Raw genomic sequence first — 25,273 nt, 5'->3', positions numbered from 1 at the left:
CGCCTTCGGGTAGAACCAACTCCCATGGTGTGACGGGCGGTGTGTACAAGGCCCGGGAACGTATTCACCGCGGCATGCTGATCCGCGATTACTAGCGATTCCAACTTCATGCCCTCGAGTTGCAGAGGACAATCCGAACTGAGACGACTTTTAAGGATTAACCCTCTGTAGTCGCCATTGTAGCACGTGTGTAGCCCACCCTGTAAGGGCCATGAGGACTTGACGTCATCCCCACCTTCCTCCGGCTTAGCACCGGCAGTCCCATTAGAGTTCCCAACTAAATGATGGCAACTAATGGCGAGGGTTGCGCTCGTTGCGGGACTTAACCCAACATCTCACGACACGAGCTGACGACAGCCATGCAGCACCTGTGTCCTAGTCCCCGAAGGGAAAGCCAGATCTCTCTGGCGGTCCAGGCATGTCAAAAGGTGGTAAGGTTCTGCGCGTTGCTTCGAATTAAACCACATGCTCCACCGCTTGTGCGGGCCCCCGTCAATTCCTTTGAGTTTTAATCTTGCGACCGTACTCCCCAGGCGGATTGCTTAATGCGTTAGCTGCGTCACCGAGAAGTAAACTTCCCGACAACTAGCAATCATCGTTTACGGCGTGGACTACCAGGGTATCTAATCCTGTTTGCTCCCCACGCTTTCGAGCCTCAGCGTCAGCAATGAGCCAGTATGTCGCCTTCGCCACTGGTGTTCTTCCGAATATCTACGAATTTCACCTCTACACTCGGAGTTCCACATACCTCTCTCACACTCAAGACACCCAGTATCAAAGGCAGTTCCGAAGTTAAGCTCCGGGATTTCACCTCTGACTTAAATGTCCGCCTACGCTCCCTTTACGCCCAGTAATTCCGAGCAACGCTAGCCCCCTTCGTATTACCGCGGCTGCTGGCACGAAGTTAGCCGGGGCTTCTTCTCCGGCTACAGTCATTATCTTCACCGGTGAAAGTATTTTACAATCCTAAGACCTTCATCATACACGCGGCATGGCTGCGTCAGGCTTTCGCCCATTGCGCAAGATTCCCCACTGCTGCCTCCCGTAGGAGTTTGGGCCGTGTCTCAGTCCCAATGTGGCTGGTCATCCTCTCAGACCAGCTACTGATCGTAGCCTTGGTGGGCCATTACCCCACCAACTAGCTAATCAGACGCGGGCCGCTCTAAAGGCGATAAATCTTTCCCCCGAAGGGCACATTCGGCATTACCACCCGTTTCCAGGAGCTATTCCGAACCTAAAGGCACGTTCCCACGTGTTACTCACCCGTCCGCCACTAACTCCGAAGAGTTCGTTCGACTTGCATGTGTTAGGCCTGCCGCCAGCGTTCGCTCTGAGCCAGGATCAAACTCTCAGGTTGAGTTGACTTCTGACCTAAGCAGATCGGACCGAAATCCGATTTGGCATTAGTTCTACGTATTATTGACGAGATCCCACGAACGTCTCTCCGAAGAGCGACGTCATGGTGTCTTTTCAAAAAGACCGCAGATGTCAGTGTCGATAGACAGTCCCGAAGGACTATCGCTAGGACACCGCCGCCTGCGTTTCTCTTTCCAGATCAACGATTTCAAAGACCGTAGAAGCCGGCTGACCGGCCCCACCGTTTAACGCCCGGTGACGGCGGAGGCGGCGATGTAGTCGCCTCGCTATTCCGTGTCAAGCGGTTATTCCGGGGAACAACCTCTTTCCAGTAGTCCCGCCCGGAGGCGAGGGAGGCGCTGTTTAGCGTCTCATTTTTCCGCGTCAAGTGGTTCTTTTTAAAGAAGAACCTCTGTCTGCGAACCCGCCCCGGAGGGCAGCGGAGGCGGCTGTCTAGAGAGAGCCATTCTCCGTGTCAACCGGGCCTTTCAGCCATTTCGCGGGAGAAGAAGACCAAGGCCCTCAAGCCGCAAAAAACCGCGCGGAAAGCCCGAGAGGCTCGCCTCTGTTTCGTTACCGACGATTCGATTGGAGCGCGGAACCTAACCGAACACCCTTAAGGAAGCAACCCGCTTTCGCGACTTTCTTCCCGAGGGACCCTGGAGGCTTTCGTCTCCGTGGCCCCGGCGGCCGGCCCGTTTCCGAGCGAGGCGGCGATATACGCAGGGGCCGTTTTGTCCGCAACCTGAATCCGACGGATTCCCGAACTTTCTCGCGGAATCCCGGTCGCCGGACCGTGGCCGTAATCCGTCCGGGTCAGCCCGCTATATATGTACGCAGGGATTCCGCTTCCTGGGTGGCCTCGGCGATCTGGCATTTGACCACGTCCCCGATCGAGACGACTCCGGCCAGCCGCCCGTCGCGCAGGACCGGCAAATGGCGGATACGCCGATCGGTCATCCGGCCCATCAGAATCGCCACGGTCTCGCCCGGCGCGGCGAAGACGACCTCGGCGGTCATGAAGGCGGACACCGGACGACCCAGCGCCGCCTGCCCATCGCGCGCCACTCCCCGGACCACGTCGCGCTCGGACAGCACGCCGACGACCTTGTCGTTCCGGCAGACCATCAGGGCGCCGACACGCAGGCGATCCAGCTCACCGCAGGCCTCGGCCAGGGTCAGGTCGGGCCCGATGGCGTAGACGGCGTCGCCCTTGTCCTTGAGAATTTCGGCGACCAGCATCGCGGCTCCTCCCTCTCTGTATCAGAGCGCGGCCGCGGACCGGCCGCTTCAGGCCTCAGGGTCGCGCAGTTCGGGCGGCGAATCAAATGCCTCGCGCGACGGGCCGAACGCCTTCGTCCAGGGCCCGATCAGCAAGGCGCCGCAGACAAAGCCGAACGCGTGCGCCTCCCAGGCGATCTGGGCGCCCTGCATGCCCGGGGCGAGTCCGAGCAGGCCCACCACCGCGTTGACGCCCATGATCGCCGCCGCCGTCGTCAGGAAGCGGCGATCGGTCAGGGCGCGCAGACAGCCGTCCCGGCGGCCCAGCAGCCGGATCGCGCCGCCCATCAGGCCGAACACCGCTCCCGAGGCGCCGACCAGCGCACCGAAACTGTCCGGATGAACCAGGCCGTAGCCGGCCGCGGCCACCAGTCCGCATGCTATATAGAAGAGCAGAAAGCCGACGACGCCTTTCGTCCCGCCCACCAGGCGCGCGACGGGCGGACCGAACGCCAGGGCCCCGACGGCGTTCATCGCCACGTGCGTCCAGTTCTCATGGATGAACATCGAGGTCAGGATTCCGGGCCACCAATACCCGTCCCACAAGGACGAGGGCCGGAAAGCCAGCGACAGGCCCCCGTCCGGCAATTGTTCCTGGAACCAGTACAGCGCCGGCATCGACGCGGCGACCAGCACCGCGACGGCAGGCGCGTTCAGAATCCGGTCGGGAGGAGGCTGGTCGCTCAGGGGAGGCTCCACCGGTTAGCTAAAGCGCCGTAGCCGGCGCAAAGGTCATCATGGCAAGCGCTTCTTAATAACCATGATCCAGATTGGCGCGCAGGGTCCTTGCCGGCCCGTAAACCATGTTTGCGTGGAGCCGCCCGCCATGACCGTCCGGATGAAGGCGTTGCCAACCCTCGTCGTTCTCGCCCTATCTTTCGCCCTCCCCGCCGTCGCCGCGGCCCAGTCGGCGGGATCGTCCGGTCTCGGCGGCTACCAGGCCGGCTACGGAGCCTCGCGCTACAGCACCGCCCGGTCCCAGACCGGCTCGACCCGCGACGCGAACGGCAACCGCCTGATCGTCGACGGCATCATCCAGGCCGGGGCCAGCACCTATTCCAGCGCCACCGGCGGAGTCTCCTCGAGCTTCAGCGGCGCGGGCGGGACCGGCGGCACGACGATCGGCGGTTCAACCGCGATCGGCAACAGCCTGAACGTGGTGGTGCAGGGCAACCACAATACGGTCATCGTCAACTCCAGCCAGGTCAACAACGGCGATGTCACTGCCGGAACCACCCTGAACGGCACTCTGAGGCTCCCATGAGCGCAGGCTCCATTTCGCGGCGCATCCGCTCCGCCGGCGTCGCCTGCGCCGCGGCGGCGCTGCTGAGCGGCTGTATCTCGGCCTCGGCGGGGCCGCGGGGCCTGTATGCGACGCCTATCGGCGATGCGCCGGTGACCGCCAATCCGACCCCCTACTCCGCGGCCCTCTACTGCATGGCCGACTATGCGCGCCGCTACAATCTGCCCTCGCCGAGGATCGCGATGGGCCGGATCGCCGATTACACCGGCACGGTCTCGGCCGATGGCGGCCGTCAGGTCACCGGCGGCGCCTCGCTCATGGCGACCACGGCGCTCGCCAAGTCCGGCGCCCGGATTGTCGAGCGCTACGACACTTCGGTGTCCGAGCTGGAGCTGCGCTACGCCAACAACCGCCTGATCGGCGACGAGGGCCCGGGCGGCGCCGACGACATCCAGTACCGCCGCATCCTGGCCGGCCAGGTGCCGGGCTCCGACTTCTACATCGTCGGCGGCATCACCGAGGTGAACTACAATATTCGCTCGGGCGGGTTCGACATGGCCGCGGGCCAGGCCAGCAGCCAGACTCCGCTGTCGACGGCCTTCGCCGGCAAGGCCTATGTGATGAACATCGCCATCGACCTGCGGCTGGTCCAGACCACCACGCTGGAGGTGGTCGATGTCGTCTCCTACCAGAAGCAGATCATCGGCCGGGAAATCTCGGCCGGGGTGTTCGACTTCCTGAACGGCAACGTGTTCGACATCTCGGCCGGCGAGGGCGGGCTGGAGCCTGTCCAGCTGGCGGTGCGCGCCCTGATCGAGCGGGCGACGGTCGAATTCATGGCCAATCTGTATGGCGCGCCCGGCCCCGAGGTCTGCCTGTCGGCCGGCCCGGATCCGCTGGGCGGCGCCGTCGGCCCCACCGGCGGCTTCTATCCGGCTTACCCCAACACGGACACGAACAATGGCGCAACACGAGCGGATCCGTCTCGCTGGCATGATCGCCGCGACGGCGCTGTGCGCCGCGGCCGCTACTGAGGCCGCGGCCCAGGACGGCACGATCGTCCTGAACCAGCAACTGCAACTGGGCGACGTTTTCGCCGGGCAGACGCTGAACGTGGTCGATTCGCAGGACCAGGTGACGGTCGAAACCTCGGCCCAGGGCAACAGCGCCTCCGGCGCCGTCGAGAACGGCTCGATCACCGTCCAGTCGAACCAGGACATGCGGGGCGACGCCGTCGCCACCACCGACATCACCCTGGGCGGCGACACTTACGGCGAGGTCAACGCCACGACCCAGGCTGGCGGCAACTATCTGGCGGTCAGCGCCTATGACGCCGCCCTCACGCTCGACGCGACCCAGACGACCGACGACGGCCTGATCAGCGCCACCACCGAGGTCGGCGACAGCAACGCCCGCCTGCACGCCGGCGCCGCCGTGGGCGCCTCGGCCATTTCCAACACCGTGGCCCTGTACGGCCAGACCTCGGTCGTCGGCGGGACGATCGACCAGTCATCTTCCGCCATCGTCCGCTCCTTCGGCCGGATCGAGAGCCAGTACATCCCGGCTGAGGCCAGCGTGACCAGCCAGGCCATCGTCAACGCCATCGCGGTCAACAGCGACAATACCTCGGGCCAGGATCTCAGCATCGCGCAGCGCTCGTTCGGCGCCTTCATCGAGTCCGAGGCCAGCGCCAACGCGGGCAACGCCTGGGATCTGGCCGCCCGCGCCCGCGCCACCGCCAACCAGGCGGTGCTGTACAATGAGGGCGGTTCGGTCGTGAACGCCTCGGACCAGCGGAACTCGAGCTTCGTGCGCGCCTCGGCCCTCACCACCGCCTATGACTACGGCGCCGCCGAAGCCTATGCCCGGGGGGCGGCCAACGAACTATCGGTCGGCAACAACGACATCTACGTCGAGATCGACAACAGCCAGTTCAACTCGGGCGGCGTGGACGTGATCGCCACCTTCTCCGGGACCAACGGCTATGATGTCTCCGTCGGCGCCGACGCCGTCGGCAACAGCGTCACCGGCTATGCCTGCTCCGAATGCGAGGGTTATCTGCAGGCCGCCAACGCCCAGACCAATTCGGGCGACGTGTCCGCCGTGGCCAACACCACCGTCGCCGGTTCGAACCGCTCCGTGATCACCGGAGCCAATGCGGTCGGCAATTCCGCCAGCTTCTACGTCTCGCGGTCCGGAGATTAATCTTCGGTAACTTGAGCCCCCCTGCCCCGTCGCCGAAAGGTTGAACGGGGCTCGGCGACAGGCGTATCGCGGTCCTTCCCAATGTCCGGCGCGGCCCCGATCCGGGAGCGGTAGCGTCTTTCGGAAAGAGATCGAGAATGCGCACCGCCCGTCTGCTTCTGCTCGCCGCGGCCTCCGTCGCTGTTTTGACCGCGGCTTCGCCGGCCCTCGGCCAGACCCAGGCCCAGCCCTCGGATCCATGGGCCCAGGCCGCCAGCGATATTCCCGCGGACGCCGATGTCCGTTTCGGGGTCATGCCCAACGGCATGCGGTACGCCATCATGCGCAACGCCACCCCGCCGGGACAGGCGTCCTTCCGCCTGCGTCTCGACGCCGGTTCGCTGATGGAGACCGAGGATCAGCTGGGCCTGGCCCACTTCATGGAGCACATGGCGTTCAACGGCACGACCAACATCCCCGAGAACGATCTGCTGCGCATCCTCGAACGGCTTGGCCTGGCCTTCGGGGCCGACACCAACGCCTCCACCGGGTTCGACCAGACCGTCTATATGCTGGAGCTGCCGCGCACCAACGACGAGACCGTCGACGCCAGCCTTCGCATCATGCGCGAACAGGTGTCCGAGGCCCTGATGGCCGCCGAGGCCATCGACGCCGAGCGCGGGGTCATCGAGGGCGAAGAGCGACTGCGCAACACTCCCGGACTGCGCTCGATCAAGGCCCAGCTGGCCTTGCTGGCGCCGGGCCAGCGCGTGTCGCAACGCCTGCCGATCGGCGACCTGAACATCATCCGCAGCGCGCCGCGCGACCGGTTCGTGGAGTTCTACAGCGCCTACTACCGCCCCTCCCGCGCGACCTTCATCGCGGTCGGCGACTTCGACGTCGAGGCGATGGAGGCCAAAATCCGGGGCGCCTTCGAAAGCTGGCGACCCCGCGCCGCCGACGGTCCGGAGCCCGATCTCGGCACGGTCGCGCCGCGCGAGCCGGAAACCCGCATTCTGGTCGAGCCCGGCATCCAGTCCTCGATCCAGCTGAACTGGATTCGCAATCCCGACCGCGATCCGGACACGTTCGCGGAACGCCGGGAAGATCTGCTGCGCGGTCTCGGCGTGGCCGTCCTGAACCGTCGTCTGGGCGAAATGGCCCGCGCCGACAATCCGCCGTTCTCGACCGCCGGCGGCGGCGAGGGCGCGCTGGTCGACAGTCTGGATATCGGCTCCGTCTCCGCGCAGTTCGCCCCCGGCGAATGGAGGCGCGCCCTTGAAGCGATCGAGCAGGAACAGCGTCGCCTCGTTCAGTACGGCGTCTCGGATGTCGAACTCCAGCGCGAGATCACCACCATCCGCGCCTCGCTCGAGAACGCCGTCGCCGGCGCGGCCACGCGGCGGACCCCCCAGCTCGCCGCCGTCCTCGTCAATGCAGTCAACGAGGACGAGGTCTTCATCTCGCCACAGACCAGCCTCGACCTGTTCAACGCCGCCGTCGAAGGGTTGACCGCCGCCCAGGTCAGCGAGGCGGTGAAGCCGGTGTTCGAGGGCGAAGGCCCGCTGGCGCTCCTGATCACGCCGGTCGAGATCGAGGGCGGCGAAGCGGCCGTCACCGCCGCGCTGGAGGCCTCGCGTCAGGTTCCGGTGGCCGCCCCCGCGGCCCAGGCCGAGATCGACTGGCCCTACGCCAGCTTTGGCGACCCGGGCGTCGTCCAGGACCGTCGCGAAATCGCCGAGGTGGGCGCGACCGTCGTGACCTTCGCCAACGGCGTGCGGCTGACGGTCAAGCCGACCACCTTCCGCGACGAGCAGATTCTGGTCAGCGTCCGCACCGGCATCGGCGAGCGCGGACTCAGCCCCGACCGCTCCGATCCCCAGCTGCTCGCCCAGGCCATGGTGCCGCCGGGCGGCCTCGGCCGGCTGACTTTCGACGAACTGAGCCGCACCCTGAACGGCCGGATCTATTCAGCCGGTTTCTCCGTCGGCGGCGACAGCTACCAGTTCCAGGGCGCCACCCGGCCCGAGGACCTGGCGCTGCAGATGCAGGTCCTCACCGCCTACCTGACAGACGCAGGCCTGCGTCCTGCGCCGCTGCAGTTGGTCAAGTCCGTCTTCCCGCAACAGATCGCCCAGCTGATGGCCACGCCCGGCGGCGCGTTCAACATCCAGGGCTCGGGCCTTCTGGCCAGCGGCGACAAGCGCGAATCCCTGCCGACAGCCGAGGAGGTCGCGAGCTGGACCATCGAGGACCTGCGCACCGGCGTCACCAGCGGCCTGGCCAGCGGCCCGATCGACGTGATCGTGGTGGGCGACGTGACCATCGAGGACGCCATCGCCGCCGTGGCTCCGACCCTCGGCGCCCTGCCCCCGCGCGGCCCGGACGCCCGGCCGGCGCCGGGCGCGACCGAACTGCGCTTTCCCGGCCCCACGACCGAACCGGTCCGATTGACCCACACCGGTCCGGCTGAACAGGCGCTGGCCTATATCGCCTGGCCGACCATCGACGCCGTCGGCGATCGCACCGATGCGCGACGCGCCGCGATCCTGGCGGAGGTGCTCAAGCTGCGGGTCCTCGAAGAAATCCGCGAGCGCCAGGCCTTGGCCTATTCGCCCGCCGTCAGGGCCAGTTCCTCGGACATCTACGAGGACTACGGCTCGATCTCCATCTCGGCCGAAACGGCGGCGGACAAGCTGGACGCCTTCTATACCGCGGTGGAGGCGATCACCGCCTCCCTGCGCGACGCGCCGGTCGAGGAGGATGAGCTGAACCGCGCCCGCCTGCCGGTGATCGAATCGCTGCGCCGCAGTCAGGCCGGCAACGAATACTGGCTGGGGCAACTGGCCGACGTGGCGGAGCGGCCGGACGACGTCCAGCAGACGCTGACCCACATCACCGATCTGGAAGCCATCACACCGGGCGATATCCAGGCCCTGGCGCGCCGGTATCTGCGCGCCGACGCGGCCTGGCGCGCCGTCGTCGTCTCGTCTCAGGCCCCCGGCCAATAGACGAAAAAAGGCCCCGGTCCTTGCGGGCCGGGGCAGTCTGCTTCTCAGGATGTCGACGGAGTCGACGCTCCGGACCCTGCGCCGGCGCGCCTGACCCGGCGCTGAACGCCAGTGTTCAGACTGGCGTCAGAAAACCCGCCCGCCGACGCCGCCGTCCAGCGTGATCATGGCGCCGGATACGGCCATGCCGGCCTGTTCGACGACTTCCTCGCGGTATTCGGTGTAGATTTCCTCGCGGACCCAGACGAGGACCTTCACGCCGGCGCCGTAGCGACGCAGCAGTGAACGCTCGTTGCATTCCCGCTCCGCCCGCTGGGCCTTGCACTCGATCCGGCCGCCGCGGCCGTGCCACAGGGCCTCGCCCTTGCGGCAGTCCATGGTTTCGCCGTGGCCGAAGTCGACGTCTCCCTGGTATTCCGCCCAGGTGATCTGAAGCCAGGTTCCCGCCAGACAGCGATACAGTTCGCCCTCGTAATCGCTATCCACGTCCCTGTCGGGACGCACCTGCGAGGCCGGGTGGGGCACATTGCGATCGTCGATGCAGAAGGCGCGGATGACCACCCGCTTCTCCCACCGACGGCGCGCCTCATAGGGCACGCGAATGACCTGGCGGACCCGCGCGCCCTCGACGTTCAGTCCGTTGATGGTGGTGGGATAGGGCTGGTCGACCGTCACATAGGCCGATCCCCCGCCGCTGACGAAGACGCTGCCCCCGGCGCGGGCGTTCAGCCCCGCCCGGGCTCCCGCGTTGGCGTTCGCATTGGCGTTGACGTTCACGTTGACGTTCAGGTTCCCGCCTCCGCCGCAGCAGGGGGGCGGAGGGGGATTCTCGCAGCAGGGCGGCGGCGGAGGCGGCGGCGGCGGCGGAGGAGGCGGCGGCTCGCAGCACGGCGGGGGGGGCGGAGGGCACACCGGTCCGCATTGCGCCGCGGCCTTGTCGGCGAACGCCGTCAGGGCGACGAAGCCCGCCAGCGCCGTCAGCCAGGTCATGATCCGCACCCTCATGGGCCGACCTCCAGTTAAGTCTGCGCGGTCCCGGCAAGGCGCGGGCCGCTCCAGCCTGCATCTGAACCGCAAAAGCCTTTCGTTTCCGTTGCCTTCCACCGGACGCCGTCACAGGCCCGGGCCTTGCGTCGAGGCCGCCAGAGGCCAAGCCGATGTTCCATCCTGACACGCAGTTCCTGATCGACCACTGGACGGGCCTGTCCCGCCACGCCGCCGTGCGGGCCGGGATTCCCGAGCGCGTGGCGCTCGAGCCGGACGCCCTGGGCCTTCGCCTGCCGCGTGTCTTCATCGCCGAACGCGCCGGCGAGGACGCCGTCGTTCGCCTCGCCGGCAGCTGGATCGAGGCCTTTCATGGCGAACCTCTGAAGGACTGCGCCCTGCTGTCTTTGTGGCGCGCCGCCTCGCAGCCCCTGGTGGCCGCCGCCGTGACCCAGACGATCCGCGAGGCCCGGCCCGTCGTGATCGCAGCCCTGGCCGGGACCCTGTCGGCCCAGATCGAAATCGTCCTCGTCCCCTTCCGCAGTCCGTCCGGCGACGCCGACCGCATCCTCGGGCTCTATGCCCCGGTCGCCACCCTCAGCCTCGCCGCCGACGAGCCGCGGCTGCTGACCGCCCGGGTCTCCATCGGCGTGGGCGAAGCGGCCCGCCCGCCCCTGGCCCTCGCCGCCGTCGGCGGCCGCCGCATCGCCTGATCGGCCGGGAACGACGAATTATGGGGAGCCCAATCACGCCCGCGGCGTTTGGAAGCCCGGGTTCGCGGGGGCGAGCGACCGCGGGACCGACCCCGATGCTGAAGCGTATCAAGCGCATGGTGTGCCGCCACAGCTACATGTGGTCCGAACGCCGCCAGGCGGAAGTCTGCTACCACTGCGGCCGCGCACGGATGGAACCGGCCATCGGCGCTTCTGACGGCGGTCGCGGGCCGGATCAGGCCTGATTCGGTCTCAGGTCGCGCCCATACCGCTTCCAGTTCTGGACGTAGTGGGCGGCGGAAGCCTTCAGCGCCTGAATCTGGCCAGGCTCCAGCTCGCGCACGATCTTGCCCGGCTGACCCATGACCAGGCTGTTGTCGGGAATCACCTTGCCCTCGGTGATCAGGGTGTTGGCGCCGATCAGGCAGTTCTTCCCGATCTTCGCCCGCCCCAGAACAACCGCGCCGATGCCGATCAGGGTGTTGTCGCCGATCTCGCAGCTGTGCAGCATGACCATGTGCCCGACCGTCACCCCGTCGCCGATGGTCAGGGGTTCGCCGGGGTCGGAATGCAGCACGCTGCCGTCCTGGATATTGGTGTCGCGGCCTATGGTGATCGGGTCATTGTCGCCCCGCAGGACGGCTCCGAACCAGACGCTGGCGCCCGGTTTGAGAATCACGTCTCCTACCAGAATCGCGTTCGGAGCCAGCCAGTATTCGCCTTCCGGCGGAAGCTGCGGTTTCTTGTCGCCGAGGCTGTAAACATTCATCAGAACACCGCCGTTTCTCAACAATCGTGGGCTTTAAGCTCTCGTAAACCACGCTAGCATCATAGTGTAGATGCGATTCGAGGCCGTCATTTCGGCCCCGGATCGGAAACCGGATCAAGCCCGGTCCGGTCAGGCCTTGGAGTGCGCGCGTGGTGCGTTCGGTTCGGCGGACGATTCCGCTGGAAGTCGATCCTTCCTCCGACCCGGGCGGATGCGTCGCATCCCCTGTCTCCCACCTCCCCCTGTTCGTTCGAGGCGATGCTTTTTCGGCATCGCCTTTTTTCATGCCCTGGAGGCGTCCATGACCAAGCGTGCGGCCATCAAGCGTCAGACCCGCGAGACATCCCGTGACCACGGGGTGCTCGATTCCCGTCAGTTCATGGAGGATTCCAAGGTACGCCGCCTGCCGACTCACGCCGGCCATGGCGGCTGGTCGCCCTACCCGTCCAACGACGACCGCGACCAGGCCTATCTGAAGACGCTCAAGCCCAAGTCGGACGGCCAGGCCGAGCTGATGACGGCGATCGACAATCACAACATGGTCCTGGCCCTCGGGCCGGCAGGCACGGGCAAGACCTATCTGGCCGTCGCCAAGGCCGTGGAAGCACTGGAAGCGGGCAAGATCGGCCGCATCGTCCTGAGCCGTCCCGCTGTCGAGGCCGGGGAATCGATCGGCTTCCTGCCCGGCGACATGGAGGACAAGCTGGCCCCCTATCTGCGGCCCCTCTACGACGCCCTGTCGGATCGGCTCAGCATGAAGCGGGTCAAGGCGCTGATGGCCGAGGGGCTGATCGAGATCGCCCCCATCGGCTACATGCGGGGCCGCACCCTCAACAACGCCTTCATCGTGGTCGACGAGGCCCAGAACTGCACCTATGTGCAGCTGAAGATGCTGCTGACCCGGCTGGGCTGGCATTCGACCATGGTGGTTACGGGCGATCCGCAGCAATCCGACCTTCTGCCGGGCATTTCGGGCCTGTCGGACATCGCCGAGCGGCTGGCGCCGGTGCCGAACATCGCCGTGGTGAAGCTGGCCGAACAGGACATCGTCCGCCACCCGCTGGTGGCGAGCATGATCGGGGTGCTGTGACGGGGGACGCGCCGGGCCGAATTGTCCGGGTTCTGCGAAAATTCGTGGGACATTTCGCACACTTCGGGCACTTTCAGTTCCGGGACAGGATGGCGCTCGACATCGTCCGGGCAGTCTGACGGGCCGCTGCGCCAGACTTCGGTCGTAGACCGGAAAGACGGATCAGGCCGTCGCGGGGTTCGCCGCGGCGGCCTTTTCCCTTGCGAGCGCCAGCCCCTCGACCGAACCGCCGGCCGGCGGTTTCGGCCGGGCGCCCATGCGGTCGATCAGGGCGAAGACGAACGGATTCAGCGAGATCGACAGCAGGGCCGCGGCCAGGATCAGGTCGTGCGTTTCCTGCCGCATGCCGCCCAGCTGGACGCTCAGGGCCGCGAGGATGAAGGAGAACTCGCCGATCTGGGCCAGGGCGGCGGCGACGGTCAGGCTGGTCGCCTTGTCCAGTTTGAAGGCGGTCGTGATAGCCAGGGCGGCGATCGACTTGCCGACAATGACGATGCCCAGCACGCCCAGAACGGCCAGCGGCTCGCGAACAAGGATGGTCGGGTCGAACAGCATGCCGACCGAGACGAAGAACAGCACCGCGAAGGCGTCGCGCAGCGGCAGGGAGCGTTCGGCCGCGTTGTGGCCGAGCGGCGAACTGTTGAGCACCAGGCCGGCGAGGAAGGCCCCGAGGGCGAAGGAGTGGAACAGCTGCCAGGCGATCCAGGCGATGCCAAGGGCGATGGCCAGGACGCCGAGGGTGAACAGCTCCCGCGACCGGGTATGGGCGATGCGCACCAGCAACCACGGCAGGACCCGGGGGCCGACGACCAGCATCACACCGGTGAAGCCCGCCACCTTGAACAGGGTCCAGCCGATGGATCGCGCCAGGTCCATGCCGTCCAGCGTCTCGCCGGGCTGGATGACCAGCAGCGGCAGGATGACAAGGGCGACGACGATGACCAGATCCTCGACGATCAGCCAGCCCATGGCGAGACGGCCGACCGGTCCCTTGACCTGTTTGCGCTCCTCCAGCGCCCGCAACAGCACCACGGTCGAGGCGACCGACAGGGCGAACCCCGTCAGGGTCGCCTCGAGGTGGCTCATGCCCATCAGCCGGCCCAGGCCCCAGCCCAGCCCCGTCGCCGCCGCGATCTGGACGAGGGCCCCGGGGATGGCGATCTTTCGAACCTTCATCAGGTCGGCCAGCGAGAAATGCAGCCCCACGCCGAACATCAGCAGGATGACGCCGATCTCGGCCAGTTGCGGCGCCAGTTCGTCATCGGCCACGAAGCCGATGGTGTGCGGGCCCACGGCGATCCCCGCCACCAGATAGCCCACCAGGGGCGACAGCTTCAGCCGGTTGGCCAACATGCCGAACACGAAGGCCAGCACGAAGCCGCCGACCAGGGTGAGAATCAGGCTGTCGGCATGCGGCATCGGCGCTCCTCGGACGTGGCGGGGGCTTCCTGCGTCGGAAGCCCTCTCAATTGGCGTCCAGGCTCCGTCCGGGCAACCCGCCGCGCCCCCGTGACACGATTGCCCCTTCGCGCGCGGCGCGGGGGCTGCTAACCGGACGCCCTTCACTTTTCAGCGACCCGAATGAAAATCCCCCGCATCGCCTACGCCGCCTACGGCTTCGCCCTGTGCGTCATCGTCCTCGACCAGTTGACCAAGGCCTGGGTGCTGGGCGGCCTGGACCTGCGCGAACTGAGGCAGATCGAGGTCTGGCCGCCGATCTTCAACCTGACCTGGGTCGAGAACCGCGGGGTCAGCTTCGGCCTGTTCGGCGACGGTTCCGGGCGCTGGTGGCTCAGCCTGTTCGCGATCGCGGTATCCGGCATCCTCGGCTGGTGGGCCATGAAGGCCGACCGCCGCCTGCTGATCACCGCCATCGGCCTGGTCATGGGCGGCGCGCTGGGCAACGTCATCGACCGCATCCGTTTCGGCTTCGTGATCGATTTCCTGGACTTCTCCGGGACCGGCTTTCCCTGGGTGTTCAACGTCGCCGACGCCGCCATCAATATCGGTGTGGTCCTGCTCATCCTCGACAGCCTGCTGTCGGAACGGGCGGCCAAGGTTGGCGTCGCCGCCGAAAAGTCGTAATCAGCCGCTTCCTACAGGGTTTACGCGCGCGCCTCGTCGGCGCCCCGCACGGATTTGAACATGCGCCTTCGCACCGCCGCCGTCCTGACCCTCAGCGTCTCGCTTCTCGCGCTCGGCGCCTGCTCCAGCGTTCGCCAGGGAATCGGCCTGACCAAGGTCACGCCGGACGAGTTCCTGACCGTCTCCACGGCCCCCCTGACCGTGCCGCCGGAATATGGCCTGCGCCCGCCCGCGCCCGGCCAGCCGCGGCCGCAGGAGCTGGCTCCCGAGTCCGCCGCCCGCCAGATCCTGCTGGGCCAGCGCCAGGCCGTGACCCGGTCGCCCGGCGAGCAGCAACTGGTCGCCCAGGCCGGCGGCGACCGCGCCGACCCGCTGGCGCGCTACGTCGTCGACGACGAGTTCGGCGACCTGGCTCACAAGGAAGAGGGTTGGGCCAACCGCATCATGTTCTGGCGCCGCGACGACGCCTCGACCCAGGGGCCGACCGTCACCCAGACCGCCGACGGCGCCGTCACCGTCGACGCCGCCAGCGAATACGCCCGGGTCCAGGCCCTGACCGGCGGCCGCAACGGCATCACCATCGCGCCCCGCCGCGACACCGGCTTCAAGCTGCCGGGCCTGTAGGGTTCGCATCCATCGGATGAGAGGGGCCCGGGTGCGGAAACGCCCGGGCCTTTTTTCTGCGTCAGGCCCTGGCGGCCCCGGCCCTGAGGCCCCGCTCGGCCAGGGCCACGATGGCGACGCCGCCCATGGTCAGGGCCGCGCCGGTCAGTATCTGCGGCGTCAGCACATCGCCCATGAAACCCCAGCCGATCAGAATCGACACCACCGGCGTGGCCAGCAGATAGGGCGTCACCCGGCCCGCCTCGCGCTTCTGCACCAGCCAGAAGACCAGGGTGGTGGCCAGCACAGACGACACCAGCCCGGCCCAGATCATGCAGGCCCAGACCAGGGCGTCGGCGCGTTGCACCGCCTCCCACTGGCCCCGCTCGAACGCCGCCGAGGCGAAGGCCAGGGACGGCAGGGCGACCAGCGCCAGCAGGCCCTGCATCTTCAACGGCGGGATCGAGCTGGTGCGCCGCGCCACCACCGTGGTCAGGGCCCAGGCTCCGGCCGCCGCGACGCCGGCCAGGATTCCCTTCCAGTCGGCGAGGGCGTGAGGGTCCAGCGCCATCCAGGCCACGCCTATGAAGGCCACGGCCATCCCGGCCAGGGCCAGCCGCGACAGCCGCTCGCCGAGCAGCAGGAAGGCGAACAGGGCCGTGAACGGGACCCAAAGCTGCGCCGCCACCGAGACCGGGCTGACGTCCTGCGCCAGCCAGAAGGCCAGATAGATCAGGCCGTAGTGGATGGGTCCGCCCAGGACGACGATGAACAGCAGGCTTTTCCAGTTGGGGAACGGCGGCCGCACGAACGGGATCAGGCACGCCGCCGCGATGGCGAACCGCAACGCGCCCGCCAGCAAGGGCGACAGGGTCTCGGTCGCCTGTTTGGCGGCGGCGTTGTTGACGCCCCAGATCACCACCACCGCAACGATGGCGGCGATCTCGACCGGAGAGAGCGGGCTGTGCGGCTTGTCGGGGATCACCGGAAAGCTATCGCACGGCCGAAGCGGGCGCGCGCGTCAAAGCCGGTAACCGACCGTTTCGTCGCCGCCGTCCGCGCGGGGCGACGGCCATCCTAGAACGGAATGTCGTCGTTCAGGTCGTAGCTTTCCCTGGGGCCGCTGGGCTTGTTGGCCCCGCCGGTGGAGAAGCCCGAGGAATAGTCGTCGTCGCCGCCCCGCGAGGCCCCGCCCGGGGCGCCGTCGCCGCGTCCGCCCAGCATGGTCAGCTCGCCCTTGAACTTGTTGACCACGACCTCGGTCGAATACTTCTCGACGCCCTGGGCGTCGGTCCATTTGCGGGTCGCCAGCGTGCCCTCGATGTAAACCGTCGAGCCTTTTTTCAGATAGTTTTCAGCGACCTTGATGATGTTGTCGTTGAAGATGACCACCCGGTGCCACTCGGTCTTTTCCTTGCGCTCGCCCGTGGCCTTGTCGCGCCACTGCTCGGACGTGGCGACCGACAGATTGGCGACCCGCTCGCCCGAATTGAGGGTGCGGATCTCCGGGTCCTTGCCCAGGTTGCCGACCAGAATGACCTTGTTGACGCTGCCCGCCATCGCCGAGCTCCTTCTTCGTTCAGGCCCGCCGCGCTTCGCGCCGTTCGGGGCCGGGTTGTCTGTCGTCCGGGCCTAGCGCGCTTTCGGCCCCCGCGGGGTCCGGTTTGTCGCCGCCATCCACAGGAACGCGTTGTTCCACGTTTGTTCTGCTTCGTCTAGGGCGCGGGCGGCGCGGTCGGGTCCGGCTCGGGATTGGTCGACACGGCCACCGGCGTGCCGTCGATCGCCCGCTGGATGGCGCCGGGAATGGCCAGCCGTCCGTCGCCGGTCCGCGCCAGCAGGATGAACCGCGACCCCTCGAGGGTCTGCGATATCCACACCCCGGCGCGGTCGATGAAGATGAACTGGCCCTGGTAGGAGCCGACGATCTCCTGGCGGCTGCCGCCCATGCGCAGGAAGCGCAGACGCACCTCCTCCAGCCGCGCCGCGCAGAACTCGATCTGGGGCTGGTTGTCGGCCACCTTGTTGAACCGGGGCGCCTCGTCCCCGGCGCCGGCCTCGACGGCGTAGCAGACGCCCTCGTCGAACGGGGCCTCGGTCGATTTCTGGCACCCGGCGAGCCCCAGTAGGCCCGCGCCGACGATGGCGATGGTCAAGACTTTCATCAGCGCAATCCCGGGAACCGGCAGCTCCGGTCCTGTTCGACCAGGGTCCGGAAGCGGTTGTTGTCGGCCGACTGCTCGACCCGCCGCGGCACGAGCCGGAGCGTGGTGTCGCCCCAGCGGCCGTACAGGGCCTCTCCGGGCCGGACGCAGGTGCCGGAATAGAGCGCCTGGACGCAGGCGTTCAGGCTCATGTTCGAGGACAGCGACCGCCAGTCCGATCCCGTATGCCGCAGACAGGCGCTTCCGGCCGCGGCCTGGACCGGAGCCTGGGCCGGTTCGGCCTCGGGCGGGGCCAGCTCAGCCTCGGTCAGTTCCGTGGGCGGCGCGCTGGGCGGCGGGGCGAAGGCAGCCGTCGGCGCGGCGGCCAGAGCCCCCGTCTCGTCGATGCCCACGTCCAGGGCGTCGGTCGCCAGGCCGTTGCGCCGGGCGCAATCGGTCAGCGTCGCCATGCCGATGAACTGACCGTCGACGAAGCAGCGCAACTCCCGGGTGGTGTTCAGTTCCGGCGCGTCGGCGACGTCGACGGTCAGGCCGCCCTGGGCGGCGGGCGGCGGCGCAGGACTCTTGTCCCGACCGCCGCTGACGACCAGGGCGATCACGACGGCCGCGACGACCGCCAGGCCGGCGCCGATCGCGATGAGAAGACGATTGTCCTGGGGCATGGATGGCTCGCGCGGCTGGAGAACCCAATAACCCCGCCGGGGCCTTCGCCGTCAACGTCCTTCGTGGGGATCGCCGCTATCCGCCGAGCCGGGACAGCGCCGCCTGGTAGTTGGCGAGTTGCGCCGTCAGATAGGCGGGCACGGGTCCGCTGGCGCCGGCCTGGGTCGTCTGGGGGGCCAACGCCCGATAGGCGTCGCGAACCGCCTTCATCGCCGCCTGCAGCCGCTCCCCCGACGCCTTGACCGCCGCCGGGTCGGCGAGGTTCAGGCTGCGCGGCAGGCCGAGGCCGAAGGTGCGAAGGGTGTCGTCGCCGCTGGTCGCGCCGACATAGCCTTGCGACAGGCCCAGCCCCGCCAGGGCGTCGCGACCCGGTTCGCCGGCGGTCAGAACCGCCCCCGTCTGGCCGTCCCGCGCCGTGATCGACAGTCGCTGGAACCCGCCGAACCGCGACACCGGCGTCTCCCCATGCTTGCCGGCTACACCGCCTTCCGAAGCGATCGTCACCTTGAGCTTGCGGTTCGAGGCCTGCTCGATCTTGCGGGCCAGGGTCTGAAGGGTGTCGCGGGCGTCGAGGGTGACGGCCACGGCCCGGCCGCCGTCCGCTGGAGAGACATAGAACCGGTCGCCGACCCGCGCCGAGGTCGCGACGGTCAGCAGTTTGGACTGGCTCTGATCGATTTCTCCCTGCGGCAAACCCAGCCGATCCAGCACGCTGGCCCCGTTCGAGGCCACGGCGAGGGTCAGGGGGGCGGCTTGCTGTCCATCGCCCTGCCAGTCCCGGCGCCATTCCACGGCGCCGGTGTCCGCGTCCAGTCGCGCGAGAAAGGCCTGGGTGGGATCGTCCTCATCGGCCGCGAGCGCACGGTCGGCCACCCCGGAGATCCAGACCTTGCCCGCGACCACCTTGACGTCGGCGGCCGTGTCGTCGCCCGCGGCGCCGACATAGGTCAGCCGGTCATTGGCCGAGGTCGCGAGATCGCCCTCGATCACGGCGACGAAGGCGTCGGTCCCGCCGTGATGGGCGGTGTTGACCGTGCCGATATCCAGGGAACCGTTGCGGGTGGTCCCGGTCAGGATCACCCGGCCGCCCGACACCGCCAGTCCGGCGACCTCGCCGCTGGCCTCGCCCAGGTCGCGGGTCGCGGCAAGGGTCGGCTTGCCGGCGACGTCCAGGGTGAACTGGCGCACGACCAGCCGGCCGTCCTCCACACCCGCGGAATACAGGTTGGACCCGTCCACGGCGATGGCGCCGACCCCGTCCTCGGCCGCCGTTCCGAACTGGGCTGCGCCGGCCGCAACGGAAATCACGGGCGCATAGATGTGGGCCTGGCTTTCGCTGAAGGCCTGGACATAGCCGTCCCATCCGCCCTGCCCCGCCGCCCCCGGGATCGATCCCTGCGAACGACCGCCGACATAGACCGTGCCGTTGGGCCCGAAGCTGACGGATGTGGCCTCGTCGGCCGCCCGCGCGCCCCGGCGCTGGGTCCAGACCTCCACGCCTTCGGCGTCGAAGACGGTCACGAAGCTGTCGGCGACGGCGGCGACATCGCCGCTCTTGCCGGGTTCCAGCGCGCCGGTCACCGAGCCGGCGACGGCGACACGACCCTGGGCGTCGACGGCGATCGCATAGCCGCTGGCGGTGGAGGCCGCGCCCAACGCCTGGGTCGAAACCACGCGTCCGGCGGAGTCCACCTTGATCAGGGCGACGTCGCGTTGCCCCTTGATCGGCTGGTTGGCCGGGCCGGCGTCCAGATCGGCGACCAGCCACAACGAGCCGTCCGGGCCCGCGGCGCTGGCGCGCACGGTTTCGACGCCTGGCGGCAGCGCGGTCTGGCCGGCGCGGCCCTCGACCCACTGCGTCTCGCCGGGCCGGGCGACCGCCGCGGGCGGGGCCCCGCCAAGATCCGTCTGGAACTTCAGCAGCTGATGACCGCCGCCCGTGCCGGCGCCCTGCACCACATAGACGGCGTCGGCCCGTTCCGTCGCGGCGAAGCCCACGGTCTCGGTCGAATCGCCCCGCACCACCAGCGCCCATTTGTCGGCGCCCGGCGACAGGGTGATGGTCTTGCCGCCGGACGTGATCGTCTTCGGTTCGGCCTTGACCTGTTCGCGGCCCAGCCGGGTGGTCACCCCCGCCGCCTCCAGCTTGCCGTTGATGTGACCCAGCACCGCCGTCAGCGTCCGGGGCGTGGCCCCCATCTCGGCGAGATCGATCGACACCGTCGTCGTGCCGGTCGTCCGCCGGATCGAGATGTCGAACGCCACCGCGCCGGCGAAGGCCGGGCTGACCGTGTCCGGCGAGCCTTCGTGGATGGGGGCCGTGACCGAGACGGCGCTGTCGCGAGCCACGCCCGCGCTCGTCTTGCTGATCGCTGAGGCCGTGCCCTGGACCATGCGCACGCCGTCGAAGTCGGCCGACGACAGCCACGATCCGACCTCGCTGACGCCGGCGGCGAATCGCTTGTTCAGCTGGCTCAGCTCAAGCGCGCTGACTCCCTTGGCGGCGGCGCGGTTGGCCAGGGCGTTCAACGTATCGAGCCCCTGATACAGGGCGAACAGCTTGCGGTAGTCGGCGGAAGCGGACTTGACGTCCAGCCTGGCCGCGTCCTCATTGATGAAGGCCCGCCCGCCCAGGGCCGCCCGCACCATGGCGTCGGCCTTGGGAGCGACTGCCGAGGTCGACCACGGGGGCGTCGGTTGCTTCTTCGCCGCCGCCAGGGCGTTGGTCGTCGAATACGACGTCGTATCGACCGTCGAACCCCCGAAGAGTCCCAGAAGATAGCTGTTGTTGATCACCGACGGCTCCTGTCCGTCAGTGTGAGGCCGCGAGCGTAACGAGGCCTTAACGTCCGCCTGCGGAGCGACTTCGGAGGCGACTCAGGGAACAATGGTCGGACGCGCTCGTTTAGGGCGCGCCGGATGAGGAGGACGCTATGCTGACCGCCTTCGTCAATGCACTGAAATCCTTGCTTTCCCTGTACGGCCTCGGCTCGCGCACCGCCCTGCGGCGGCGCCCCGCTCCCGTTCAGATCGGCCCGGCCGGAGCGCGCCGTCCAGCCTAGTTCTGGAACAGGGACAGGATGATCTGCGGCGCCTGGTTGGCGATCGACAGCGACTGGGCGCCGAGCTGTTGTTGAACCTGCAGCGCTTGGAGCCGCGCGCTCTCCTTGGCCAGGTCGGCGTCCACCAGGTTGCCGATGCCGGATTCGAGGGTGTCGATCAGCTTGGTGACGAAGGTGTTGTGAGCTTGGATTTGCTTCGCCTCCGCCCCGATCGCGCCCAGCGACGCGTTCAGTTGGGTGATCGAGGCGTCCAGCCGGGTGAGTGCCTGGGTCGCGCCCGTCAGGGACAGCAGGCTGTCCGAAAGCGACAGTTCGATAATGGCCCCGCCGAGCGACAGATCCTTGGAGGAGAGGGTGACGAAGCCGCTGGCGTCGGCGTTGGCGAGGAATTTGATCCCCGTGGTCAGCGATCCGTTCAGCAGGTTCGCCCCGTCGAAGGAGGCGTTGGCGATCTGCGAGCCTATGGCCTTCAGCAACGCCTGGAAGTCGGCGTTGAGCAGTTCCCGGGACTGGGTCTTCAGCGAGCTGTCCTTCGCCGCGATGACCTTTTCCTTGAGCTGGTTCAGCAGGTCGGAAACCGATTCCCCGGCGGACAGGGCCACGTCGCCGATGGAGGTCGCCCGGTCGAGGCTTTGCTTCACCGCGCTCAGCGCCCCGACATCCGCCCGCTGTCCCTGGGCGATGGCCCAGATGGCCGCGTTGTCCTTGGCCCCCTGAACCTTCAGGCCTGTCGAGATGCGGCTCTGGACATCGCCCAACCGGTCGTTGGTGCGGGTCAGGTTCTGCAGCGCGATGGCGGCGGAAACATTGGTATGGACGCTATTCGTCATCCGACTCAGCCCTGTGATATTTCCACGAGGCTAGAGGGCGAACCGTGCACACATGGTTAACGCGCGATAACCACGTGCTTTAACCGCGCGGATCGCTCCTGCGCGGCGGATGGGGCGGGAACTGCGCGCTCGTCAGGCCTTGGTGTCGATCACCGAACCGGCGCTGTACTGGGCGGTCCGCATCAGATCGACGACCTGTTCGCGGGGCAGTTGTTTGACGACCTCGCCCGTGACCCGGTCCAGGGTCTTGTAGATGAAGGAGCCGGCCTGTGGCCCCTCCTCGATCACCAGGCGATAGCGGGCTGTACGCTCGGCCTCCTCCATGAAGCGGGAGTCGTGAAAATCGCCGCTGGCGGAGGATCCGCTCGCGGCGCCGACTGCGGCCGAGGTGAGGACGGCGACGGGACTTATCTTCGCATTGGGGTTCATGTCTCCTTCCGACGGCGTTGAACCGGCGGCTCCCCTTCAAAGGGACTGGATCGGTCGGGCGGAGCCGCGAGGCCCCGCCCTTCCGGTCGATCCTTAGCGGAACAGTCCGAGCAGGATGGAGGTCGAGGAGTTGGCGATCGACAGCGCCTGCACACCCAGCTGTTGCTTGGTTTGCAGAGCCTGCAGCCGGGCGCTTTCCTTGGCCAGGTCGGCGTCGACCAGGTTGCCCACGCCGGTTTCCAGGGCGTCCTGGAGCTTGCCGACGAAGGTCAGGTGGGTCGAGAACGACTTGGAGCCGGTGCCCAGGCGAGCCAGGGAAGCCGAAACCTTGTCGATCGAGGCGTTGACCAGACCAAGGGCGGTCGTGGCCAGCGTCGCGGTGCCGATGGTGGTCGAGGCCGCGACCGTCACGTTCGCGCCGCCCAGGGACAGGTCTTCACCCGCCACCTTGATGGTCGAACCGCCGGTGTTGGACAGGGCCTTGAAGCCATTGGTCGTGGTCGAGTTGTCGATCAGGTTGACGCCGTTGAACTCGGCGTTCGCAACCACGGTGGCGATCTGGTCGCGAATGGCCTTGAAGTCTTCGTTCAAGGCCGAACGGGCCGAGGTGGTCAGGCTGGAGTCCGTGGCGGACAGAGCCTTTTCCTTCAGCTGAGCGAGCAGGTCGGCGACCGATTCACCCGCGGCCAGGCTGACGTCCACGGCCGATTGGCCCCGGTTCAGACTGTCCTTGACGGCATTCAGGGCGCCGATTTCAGCGCGCTGGCCCTGGGCGATGGCGAAGATGGCGCCGTTGTCCTTGGCGGACGAGACGTTCTTGCCGGTGTTGATGCGGTTTTGGACCGTGGCAAGTTCGTTGTTCGTGACTTGCAGGGCCTGGAGGGCGATTTGCGCGCCCACGTTCGTGTTAACGCTGTTCAGCGCCATGACGATAGTCCTTGTTTCAAGGTGTCCGACGCCGTTTTGGCTGCCGGGAGCATTTTGCTCGGCTGTGTCGCAGCAAGGACGGGACCAGTCGCCAAACCAACATGCCAGATCGCCGATCGTTGTTTTTGCTGCGTTAGTTCCTGTTAAGCACGTCCGGAGCCCGGCAAGATGTGCCGGGCGGACGGCAAGAATTGCCCGGTCGCCCTGCACTTTGTGCCTGCGGCGCGCGGCGCCGCCTTCGGTCAGGGCCCTCGGCGGGGCGACCATGACCGTCGGCGGCGCGGCGGTTCGATCCATCGGTCCAGCAGGGCGCGTTCGGCCAGCAGGGTTTCGACCGCCAGGCTCCGGGCGGCGTCGCACAGGACAAGGGCCCCTCCCCGCGCGGCGTAGGACGCCTCCAGGTCGGCCTGGGTCGCACCCTCAGGCAGCCGGTCCAGCCGGCACGGCGTCGTCGCCGCCCGGGGCAGGGTCAGCCGGGGCGGGGCCGCAGACGGCGGGGGCGAGATCGCACAGCCGGCGATCATGCTCGCGCAGGCGAGCGGCGCGAGCGGGGTCCAGCGGGAGTGAGGCGTCATGGGCGTTCCTTGCCTGGTCGGCGGCGCGGTCGGTCGCCCGGGCGACCGAGACGGCCTGTTGATGTTGGATGTCGATGCGGCGGGTCTGCTCCACGCCGCCTTCGAGCTCGAGGCGGCGGGCGACGGCGTCGGATTCGGCCGCCGCCGCCCGTCCCTCCGCGGCCGCGAGCCGGCGGCCCGCCAGGTTGAACGGATCCCAGCGCAGCCCGAGGCCATGGCCGAGCGCCAGCGCCGCGGCGAGCGCGGCGGCGACGGCCAGGCCCCGGCCGAGCGGCGTCAGGGCGCGAAGGATGTCAAACGTCTTCACGGGAACGCCTTGCGATCCAGTTCGAAATGCGGGCCGTCGCGCAGGGTCGGCCAGTCGCCGCCCCAGACGATGGCCGTGCCCTGCCGGGCGGCCGCCGCCTTGAACGCCGCGGCGATGCGCGGATAGAGCGGCCAGTCCCACCGGACCTGCCCGTCCACCACCGCCGCCACATCGACCGCGTGGCCGGTCAGGTGGCGCGAGCGTTTCGTCCGGCTGGCCCCGGCCCGCACCAGGGCGGCCTGCCGTTCCGGCGTGCGCAGCCCCTCGGTGACCATGAAGTCGACCGGCGTCAGGGCGGCGGCCTCCTTCACCAGGGCGACCAGCCGCGGGTGCAGGCCCGCCAGCCGCTGGAGCGAGCGCTGGGACAGGCGAAAGCTCATGGCCGGTCCTCCCCGCCGCGGGAGGGGCGCAGCAAGGCCAGGGTGGCGATCAGTTGCTGCGCGGTCGGCGCCACCAGATACAGCACCAGGGTGAGGGCCAGCAGGGCCATCAGACATTGCGCCAGCCTCGGCGCGGCGTCCGGCGGCGTCGCCGCGATCAGCCGGTCCAGCAACAGCCAGGCTCCGCCCGTGGTGGCGAACACATAGGTGCGACGCCACAGCCATCGGCCCTCGGCGAGGGCCGGCGGCGGCGCGCCTTCGTTGGAATCAGCGTTCATCTATCGTCCTCCGGATCGTCGGTGGGGCAGGCGTTGCGCCGCCAGCCCGGATTGGCGTGGGTGAAAAGATCGGCGTCGCTCAGCCGGGGCGGCTGCTCCCAGAGCTCGTCGTCCAGGAGCCCGGGATCGGGGCGTTGGCGGGAGCGGGTCATGGCGATCATCCGAGGGCGATCAGCCAGACCGCGCCCGCGGCTCCGGCCCCGCCTTCGCCGCCGGCCGAAACGCCGGCTCCGCCGCCCCCGCCCCCGCCGCCCGCAGCGCCTCCCCCGGCCCCCGCGCGCCCGGCTCCGGACCCTGTCGCGCCGCCGCCGCCTCCTCCGCCGCCGGACCAATGCAGG

At 68.1% G+C, this 25,273-nt stretch carries 28 protein-coding genes and 1 rRNA gene; 10 read left to right on the top strand and 19 right to left on the bottom strand.

What is annotated here, in order from left to right; genetic code table 11:
- From Q8Q71_RS10230 to Q8Q71_RS10220, 3 genes are all read right to left on the bottom strand, one after another.
- Nucleotides 1–1,357 (bottom strand): 16S ribosomal RNA (locus Q8Q71_RS10230); the annotation flags it as partial.
- An 815-nt stretch (nucleotides 1,358–2,172) separates the two neighbouring features.
- A complete protein-coding gene (locus Q8Q71_RS10225; RefSeq protein ID WP_305759486.1) occupies nucleotides 2,173–2,598 on the bottom strand; it encodes a CBS domain-containing protein in 426 nt (141 codons plus the stop codon).
- A gap of 48 nt (nucleotides 2,599–2,646) precedes the next feature.
- On the bottom strand, nucleotides 2,647–3,336 hold the full coding sequence (locus Q8Q71_RS10220; protein WP_305759485.1) for a rhomboid family intramembrane serine protease: 690 nt from the start codon (nucleotides 3,334–3,336) through the stop codon (nucleotides 2,647–2,649).
- 127 nt (nucleotides 3,337–3,463) lie between these two features.
- Between Q8Q71_RS10220 and hfaA the strand changes: the two genes are divergently transcribed.
- The 4 genes from hfaA (at nucleotide 3,464) to Q8Q71_RS10200 (ending at nucleotide 9,075) form a co-directional block, all read left to right on the top strand.
- Nucleotides 3,464–3,901, top strand: coding sequence for a holdfast anchoring protein HfaA (hfaA, locus tag Q8Q71_RS10215; protein ID WP_305759484.1), 438 nt, complete (start codon nucleotides 3,464–3,466; stop codon nucleotides 3,899–3,901).
- Nucleotides 3,898–4,914, top strand: a complete 1,017-nt coding sequence (hfaB, locus tag Q8Q71_RS10210; RefSeq protein WP_305759483.1) for a holdfast anchoring protein HfaB — start codon at nucleotides 3,898–3,900, stop codon at nucleotides 4,912–4,914. The genes hfaA and hfaB overlap by 4 nt, the downstream gene beginning before the upstream one ends.
- The gene (gene hfaD, locus Q8Q71_RS10205) at nucleotides 4,874–6,085 is read left to right on the top strand and encodes a holdfast anchor protein HfaD (RefSeq protein ID WP_305759482.1); all 1,212 of its coding nucleotides are present in this window, start codon (nucleotides 4,874–4,876) and stop codon (nucleotides 6,083–6,085) included. The genes hfaB and hfaD overlap by 41 nt, the downstream gene beginning before the upstream one ends.
- Before the next feature lie 137 nt (nucleotides 6,086–6,222).
- Nucleotides 6,223–9,075, top strand: a complete 2,853-nt coding sequence (locus Q8Q71_RS10200) for a pitrilysin family protein (RefSeq protein WP_305759481.1) — start codon at nucleotides 6,223–6,225, stop codon at nucleotides 9,073–9,075.
- 126 nt (nucleotides 9,076–9,201) lie between these two features.
- Here the strand turns inward: Q8Q71_RS10200 and Q8Q71_RS10195 are convergent, their stop codons facing one another.
- Entirely contained in the window at nucleotides 9,202–10,080 is an 879-nt protein-coding gene (locus Q8Q71_RS10195) for a hypothetical protein (protein ID WP_305759480.1), read from the bottom strand.
- Nucleotides 10,081–10,232: 152 nt separating this feature from the next.
- Here Q8Q71_RS10195 and Q8Q71_RS10190 point away from each other — a divergent pair, with 152 nt between their 5' ends.
- Both Q8Q71_RS10190 and Q8Q71_RS10185 read left to right on the top strand, forming a co-directional pair.
- Complete coding sequence (locus tag Q8Q71_RS10190) at nucleotides 10,233–10,772, top strand: PAS domain-containing protein (protein ID WP_305759479.1); 540 nt, start codon at nucleotides 10,233–10,235, stop codon at nucleotides 10,770–10,772.
- Between the two features lie 95 nt (nucleotides 10,773–10,867).
- Entirely contained in the window at nucleotides 10,868–11,017 is a 150-nt protein-coding gene (locus Q8Q71_RS10185) for a hypothetical protein (protein ID WP_305759478.1), read from the top strand.
- On the opposite strand, the gene Q8Q71_RS10180 is transcribed toward Q8Q71_RS10185, so the two are convergent.
- The gene (locus Q8Q71_RS10180) at nucleotides 11,008–11,541 is read right to left on the bottom strand and encodes a gamma carbonic anhydrase family protein (RefSeq protein ID WP_305759477.1); all 534 of its coding nucleotides are present in this window, start codon (nucleotides 11,539–11,541) and stop codon (nucleotides 11,008–11,010) included. The genes Q8Q71_RS10185 and Q8Q71_RS10180 overlap by 10 nt on opposite strands.
- Nucleotides 11,542–11,830: 289 nt before the next feature.
- Between Q8Q71_RS10180 and Q8Q71_RS10175 the strand changes: the two genes are divergently transcribed.
- Nucleotides 11,831–12,631 (top strand): PhoH family protein, encoded by an 801-nt coding sequence (locus Q8Q71_RS10175; RefSeq protein ID WP_305759488.1) that lies wholly within the window; start codon nucleotides 11,831–11,833, stop codon nucleotides 12,629–12,631.
- A 162-nt stretch (nucleotides 12,632–12,793) separates the two neighbouring features.
- Here Q8Q71_RS10175 and Q8Q71_RS10170 read toward each other — a convergent pair whose 3' ends face one another.
- On the bottom strand, nucleotides 12,794–14,050 hold the full coding sequence (locus Q8Q71_RS10170; protein ID WP_305759476.1) for a cation:proton antiporter: 1,257 nt from the start codon (nucleotides 14,048–14,050) through the stop codon (nucleotides 12,794–12,796).
- 162 nt (nucleotides 14,051–14,212) lie between these two features.
- On the opposite strand from Q8Q71_RS10170, the gene lspA reads away from it, so the two are divergent.
- Nucleotides 14,213–14,716: a signal peptidase II gene (gene lspA / locus Q8Q71_RS10165; protein WP_305759475.1), complete on the top strand. Its 504-nt coding sequence runs from the start codon at nucleotides 14,213–14,215 to the stop codon at nucleotides 14,714–14,716.
- Between the two features lie 60 nt (nucleotides 14,717–14,776).
- Nucleotides 14,777–15,340 carry a DUF3035 domain-containing protein gene (locus Q8Q71_RS10160; protein WP_305759474.1) on the top strand — a complete coding sequence of 188 codons (564 nt, stop codon included), beginning with the start codon at nucleotides 14,777–14,779 and terminating at the stop codon, nucleotides 15,338–15,340.
- Nucleotides 15,341–15,401: 61 nt separating this feature from the next.
- Here the strand turns inward: Q8Q71_RS10160 and Q8Q71_RS10155 are convergent, their stop codons facing one another.
- From Q8Q71_RS10155 to Q8Q71_RS10135, 5 genes are all read right to left on the bottom strand, one after another.
- The gene (locus tag Q8Q71_RS10155) at nucleotides 15,402–16,304 is read right to left on the bottom strand and encodes a DMT family transporter (protein ID WP_305759473.1); all 903 of its coding nucleotides are present in this window, start codon (nucleotides 16,302–16,304) and stop codon (nucleotides 15,402–15,404) included.
- A gap of 92 nt (nucleotides 16,305–16,396) precedes the next feature.
- Nucleotides 16,397–16,879 carry a single-stranded DNA-binding protein gene (gene ssb / locus Q8Q71_RS10150; RefSeq protein ID WP_305759472.1) on the bottom strand — a complete coding sequence of 161 codons (483 nt, stop codon included), beginning with the start codon at nucleotides 16,877–16,879 and terminating at the stop codon, nucleotides 16,397–16,399.
- A gap of 155 nt (nucleotides 16,880–17,034) precedes the next feature.
- The gene (locus Q8Q71_RS10145) at nucleotides 17,035–17,484 is read right to left on the bottom strand and encodes a hypothetical protein (RefSeq protein WP_305759471.1); all 450 of its coding nucleotides are present in this window, start codon (nucleotides 17,482–17,484) and stop codon (nucleotides 17,035–17,037) included.
- Entirely contained in the window at nucleotides 17,484–18,146 is a 663-nt protein-coding gene (locus Q8Q71_RS10140) for a hypothetical protein (protein WP_305759470.1), read from the bottom strand. The genes Q8Q71_RS10145 and Q8Q71_RS10140 overlap by 1 nt, the downstream gene beginning before the upstream one ends.
- Nucleotides 18,147–18,222: 76 nt before the next feature.
- Nucleotides 18,223–20,943, bottom strand: coding sequence for a transcriptional regulator (locus Q8Q71_RS10135; protein ID WP_305759469.1), 2,721 nt, complete (start codon nucleotides 20,941–20,943; stop codon nucleotides 18,223–18,225).
- A 137-nt stretch (nucleotides 20,944–21,080) separates the two neighbouring features.
- Here Q8Q71_RS10135 and Q8Q71_RS10130 point away from each other — a divergent pair, with 137 nt between their 5' ends.
- The gene (locus Q8Q71_RS10130; RefSeq protein ID WP_305759468.1) at nucleotides 21,081–21,209 is read left to right on the top strand and encodes a hypothetical protein; all 129 of its coding nucleotides are present in this window, start codon (nucleotides 21,081–21,083) and stop codon (nucleotides 21,207–21,209) included.
- Here the strand turns inward: Q8Q71_RS10130 and Q8Q71_RS10125 are convergent.
- The 8 genes from Q8Q71_RS10125 to Q8Q71_RS10090 form a co-directional block, all read right to left on the bottom strand.
- The gene (locus Q8Q71_RS10125; RefSeq protein ID WP_305759467.1) at nucleotides 21,206–22,039 is read right to left on the bottom strand and encodes a flagellin; all 834 of its coding nucleotides are present in this window, start codon (nucleotides 22,037–22,039) and stop codon (nucleotides 21,206–21,208) included. The two genes, Q8Q71_RS10130 and Q8Q71_RS10125, sit on opposite strands and share 4 nt — an antisense overlap.
- Nucleotides 22,040–22,171: 132 nt before the next feature.
- Nucleotides 22,172–22,468, bottom strand: coding sequence for a flagellar protein FlaG (locus tag Q8Q71_RS10120; protein WP_305759466.1), 297 nt, complete (start codon nucleotides 22,466–22,468; stop codon nucleotides 22,172–22,174).
- A 93-nt stretch (nucleotides 22,469–22,561) separates the two neighbouring features.
- The gene (locus Q8Q71_RS10115) at nucleotides 22,562–23,395 is read right to left on the bottom strand and encodes a flagellin (RefSeq protein WP_305759487.1); all 834 of its coding nucleotides are present in this window, start codon (nucleotides 23,393–23,395) and stop codon (nucleotides 22,562–22,564) included.
- A gap of 420 nt (nucleotides 23,396–23,815) precedes the next feature.
- Nucleotides 23,816–24,277: a hypothetical protein gene (locus Q8Q71_RS10110; protein WP_305759465.1), complete on the bottom strand. Its 462-nt coding sequence runs from the start codon at nucleotides 24,275–24,277 to the stop codon at nucleotides 23,816–23,818.
- Nucleotides 24,274–24,657 (bottom strand): M15 family metallopeptidase, encoded by a 384-nt coding sequence (locus Q8Q71_RS10105; protein ID WP_305759464.1) that lies wholly within the window; start codon nucleotides 24,655–24,657, stop codon nucleotides 24,274–24,276. The genes Q8Q71_RS10110 and Q8Q71_RS10105 overlap by 4 nt, the downstream gene beginning before the upstream one ends.
- Complete coding sequence (locus Q8Q71_RS10100) at nucleotides 24,654–24,935, bottom strand: hypothetical protein (protein ID WP_305759463.1); 282 nt, start codon at nucleotides 24,933–24,935, stop codon at nucleotides 24,654–24,656. Before Q8Q71_RS10100 ends, Q8Q71_RS10105 begins: the two co-directional genes overlap by 4 nt.
- Entirely contained in the window at nucleotides 24,932–25,087 is a 156-nt protein-coding gene (locus tag Q8Q71_RS10095; protein ID WP_305759462.1) for a hypothetical protein, read from the bottom strand. Before Q8Q71_RS10095 ends, Q8Q71_RS10100 begins: the two co-directional genes overlap by 4 nt.
- Nucleotides 25,088–25,092: 5 nt before the next feature.
- Nucleotides 25,093–25,273, bottom strand: a 181-nt coding sequence (locus Q8Q71_RS10090; RefSeq protein WP_305759461.1) for a hypothetical protein, incomplete at its 5' end; no start/stop codon positions are given.

Origin of the sequence: Brevundimonas sp. (assembly GCF_030704825.1) — a bacterium.
Classification (GTDB): Bacteria; Pseudomonadota; Alphaproteobacteria; order Caulobacterales; family Caulobacteraceae; genus Brevundimonas.
Note: the sequence above shows the minus strand (reverse complement) of the source record. Positions and strands in the feature narration are given on the sequence as shown.

Bases quoted from the DNA above. Each gene is read 5' to 3' on its own strand.
- Q8Q71_RS10225 (WP_305759486.1), bottom strand. From the start codon at position 2,598: ATGCTGGTCGCCGAAATTCTCAAGGACAAGGGCGACGCCGTCTACGCC.
- hfaA (WP_305759484.1), top strand. From the start codon at position 3,464: ATGACCGTCCGGATGAAGGCGTTGCCAACCCTCGTCGTTCTCGCCCTA.
- hfaB (WP_305759483.1), top strand. From the start codon at position 3,898: ATGAGCGCAGGCTCCATTTCGCGGCGCATCCGCTCCGCCGGCGTCGCC.
- hfaD (WP_305759482.1), top strand. From the start codon at position 4,874: ATGATCGCCGCGACGGCGCTGTGCGCCGCGGCCGCTACTGAGGCCGCG.
- Q8Q71_RS10200 (WP_305759481.1), top strand. From the start codon at position 6,223: ATGCGCACCGCCCGTCTGCTTCTGCTCGCCGCGGCCTCCGTCGCTGTT.
- Q8Q71_RS10195 (WP_305759480.1), bottom strand. From the start codon at position 10,080: ATGAGGGTGCGGATCATGACCTGGCTGACGGCGCTGGCGGGCTTCGTC.
- Q8Q71_RS10190 (WP_305759479.1), top strand. From the start codon at position 10,233: ATGTTCCATCCTGACACGCAGTTCCTGATCGACCACTGGACGGGCCTG.
- Q8Q71_RS10185 (WP_305759478.1), top strand. From the start codon at position 10,868: ATGCTGAAGCGTATCAAGCGCATGGTGTGCCGCCACAGCTACATGTGG.
- Q8Q71_RS10180 (WP_305759477.1), bottom strand. From the start codon at position 11,541: ATGAATGTTTACAGCCTCGGCGACAAGAAACCGCAGCTTCCGCCGGAA.
- Q8Q71_RS10170 (WP_305759476.1), bottom strand. From the start codon at position 14,050: ATGCCGCATGCCGACAGCCTGATTCTCACCCTGGTCGGCGGCTTCGTG.
- lspA (WP_305759475.1), top strand. From the start codon at position 14,213: ATGAAAATCCCCCGCATCGCCTACGCCGCCTACGGCTTCGCCCTGTGC.
- Q8Q71_RS10160 (WP_305759474.1), top strand. From the start codon at position 14,777: ATGCGCCTTCGCACCGCCGCCGTCCTGACCCTCAGCGTCTCGCTTCTC.
- ssb (WP_305759472.1), bottom strand. From the start codon at position 16,879: ATGGCGGGCAGCGTCAACAAGGTCATTCTGGTCGGCAACCTGGGCAAG.
- Q8Q71_RS10145 (WP_305759471.1), bottom strand. From the start codon at position 17,484: ATGAAAGTCTTGACCATCGCCATCGTCGGCGCGGGCCTACTGGGGCTC.
- Q8Q71_RS10140 (WP_305759470.1), bottom strand. From the start codon at position 18,146: ATGCCCCAGGACAATCGTCTTCTCATCGCGATCGGCGCCGGCCTGGCG.
- Q8Q71_RS10130 (WP_305759468.1), top strand. From the start codon at position 21,081: ATGCTGACCGCCTTCGTCAATGCACTGAAATCCTTGCTTTCCCTGTAC.
- Q8Q71_RS10125 (WP_305759467.1), bottom strand. From the start codon at position 22,039: ATGACGAATAGCGTCCATACCAATGTTTCCGCCGCCATCGCGCTGCAG.
- Q8Q71_RS10120 (WP_305759466.1), bottom strand. From the start codon at position 22,468: ATGAACCCCAATGCGAAGATAAGTCCCGTCGCCGTCCTCACCTCGGCC.
- Q8Q71_RS10115 (WP_305759487.1), bottom strand. From the start codon at position 23,395: ATGGCGCTGAACAGCGTTAACACGAACGTGGGCGCGCAAATCGCCCTC.
- Q8Q71_RS10105 (WP_305759464.1), bottom strand. From the start codon at position 24,657: ATGAGCTTTCGCCTGTCCCAGCGCTCGCTCCAGCGGCTGGCGGGCCTG.
- Q8Q71_RS10100 (WP_305759463.1), bottom strand. From the start codon at position 24,935: ATGAACGCTGATTCCAACGAAGGCGCGCCGCCGCCGGCCCTCGCCGAG.
- Q8Q71_RS10095 (WP_305759462.1), bottom strand. From the start codon at position 25,087: ATGACCCGCTCCCGCCAACGCCCCGATCCCGGGCTCCTGGACGACGAG.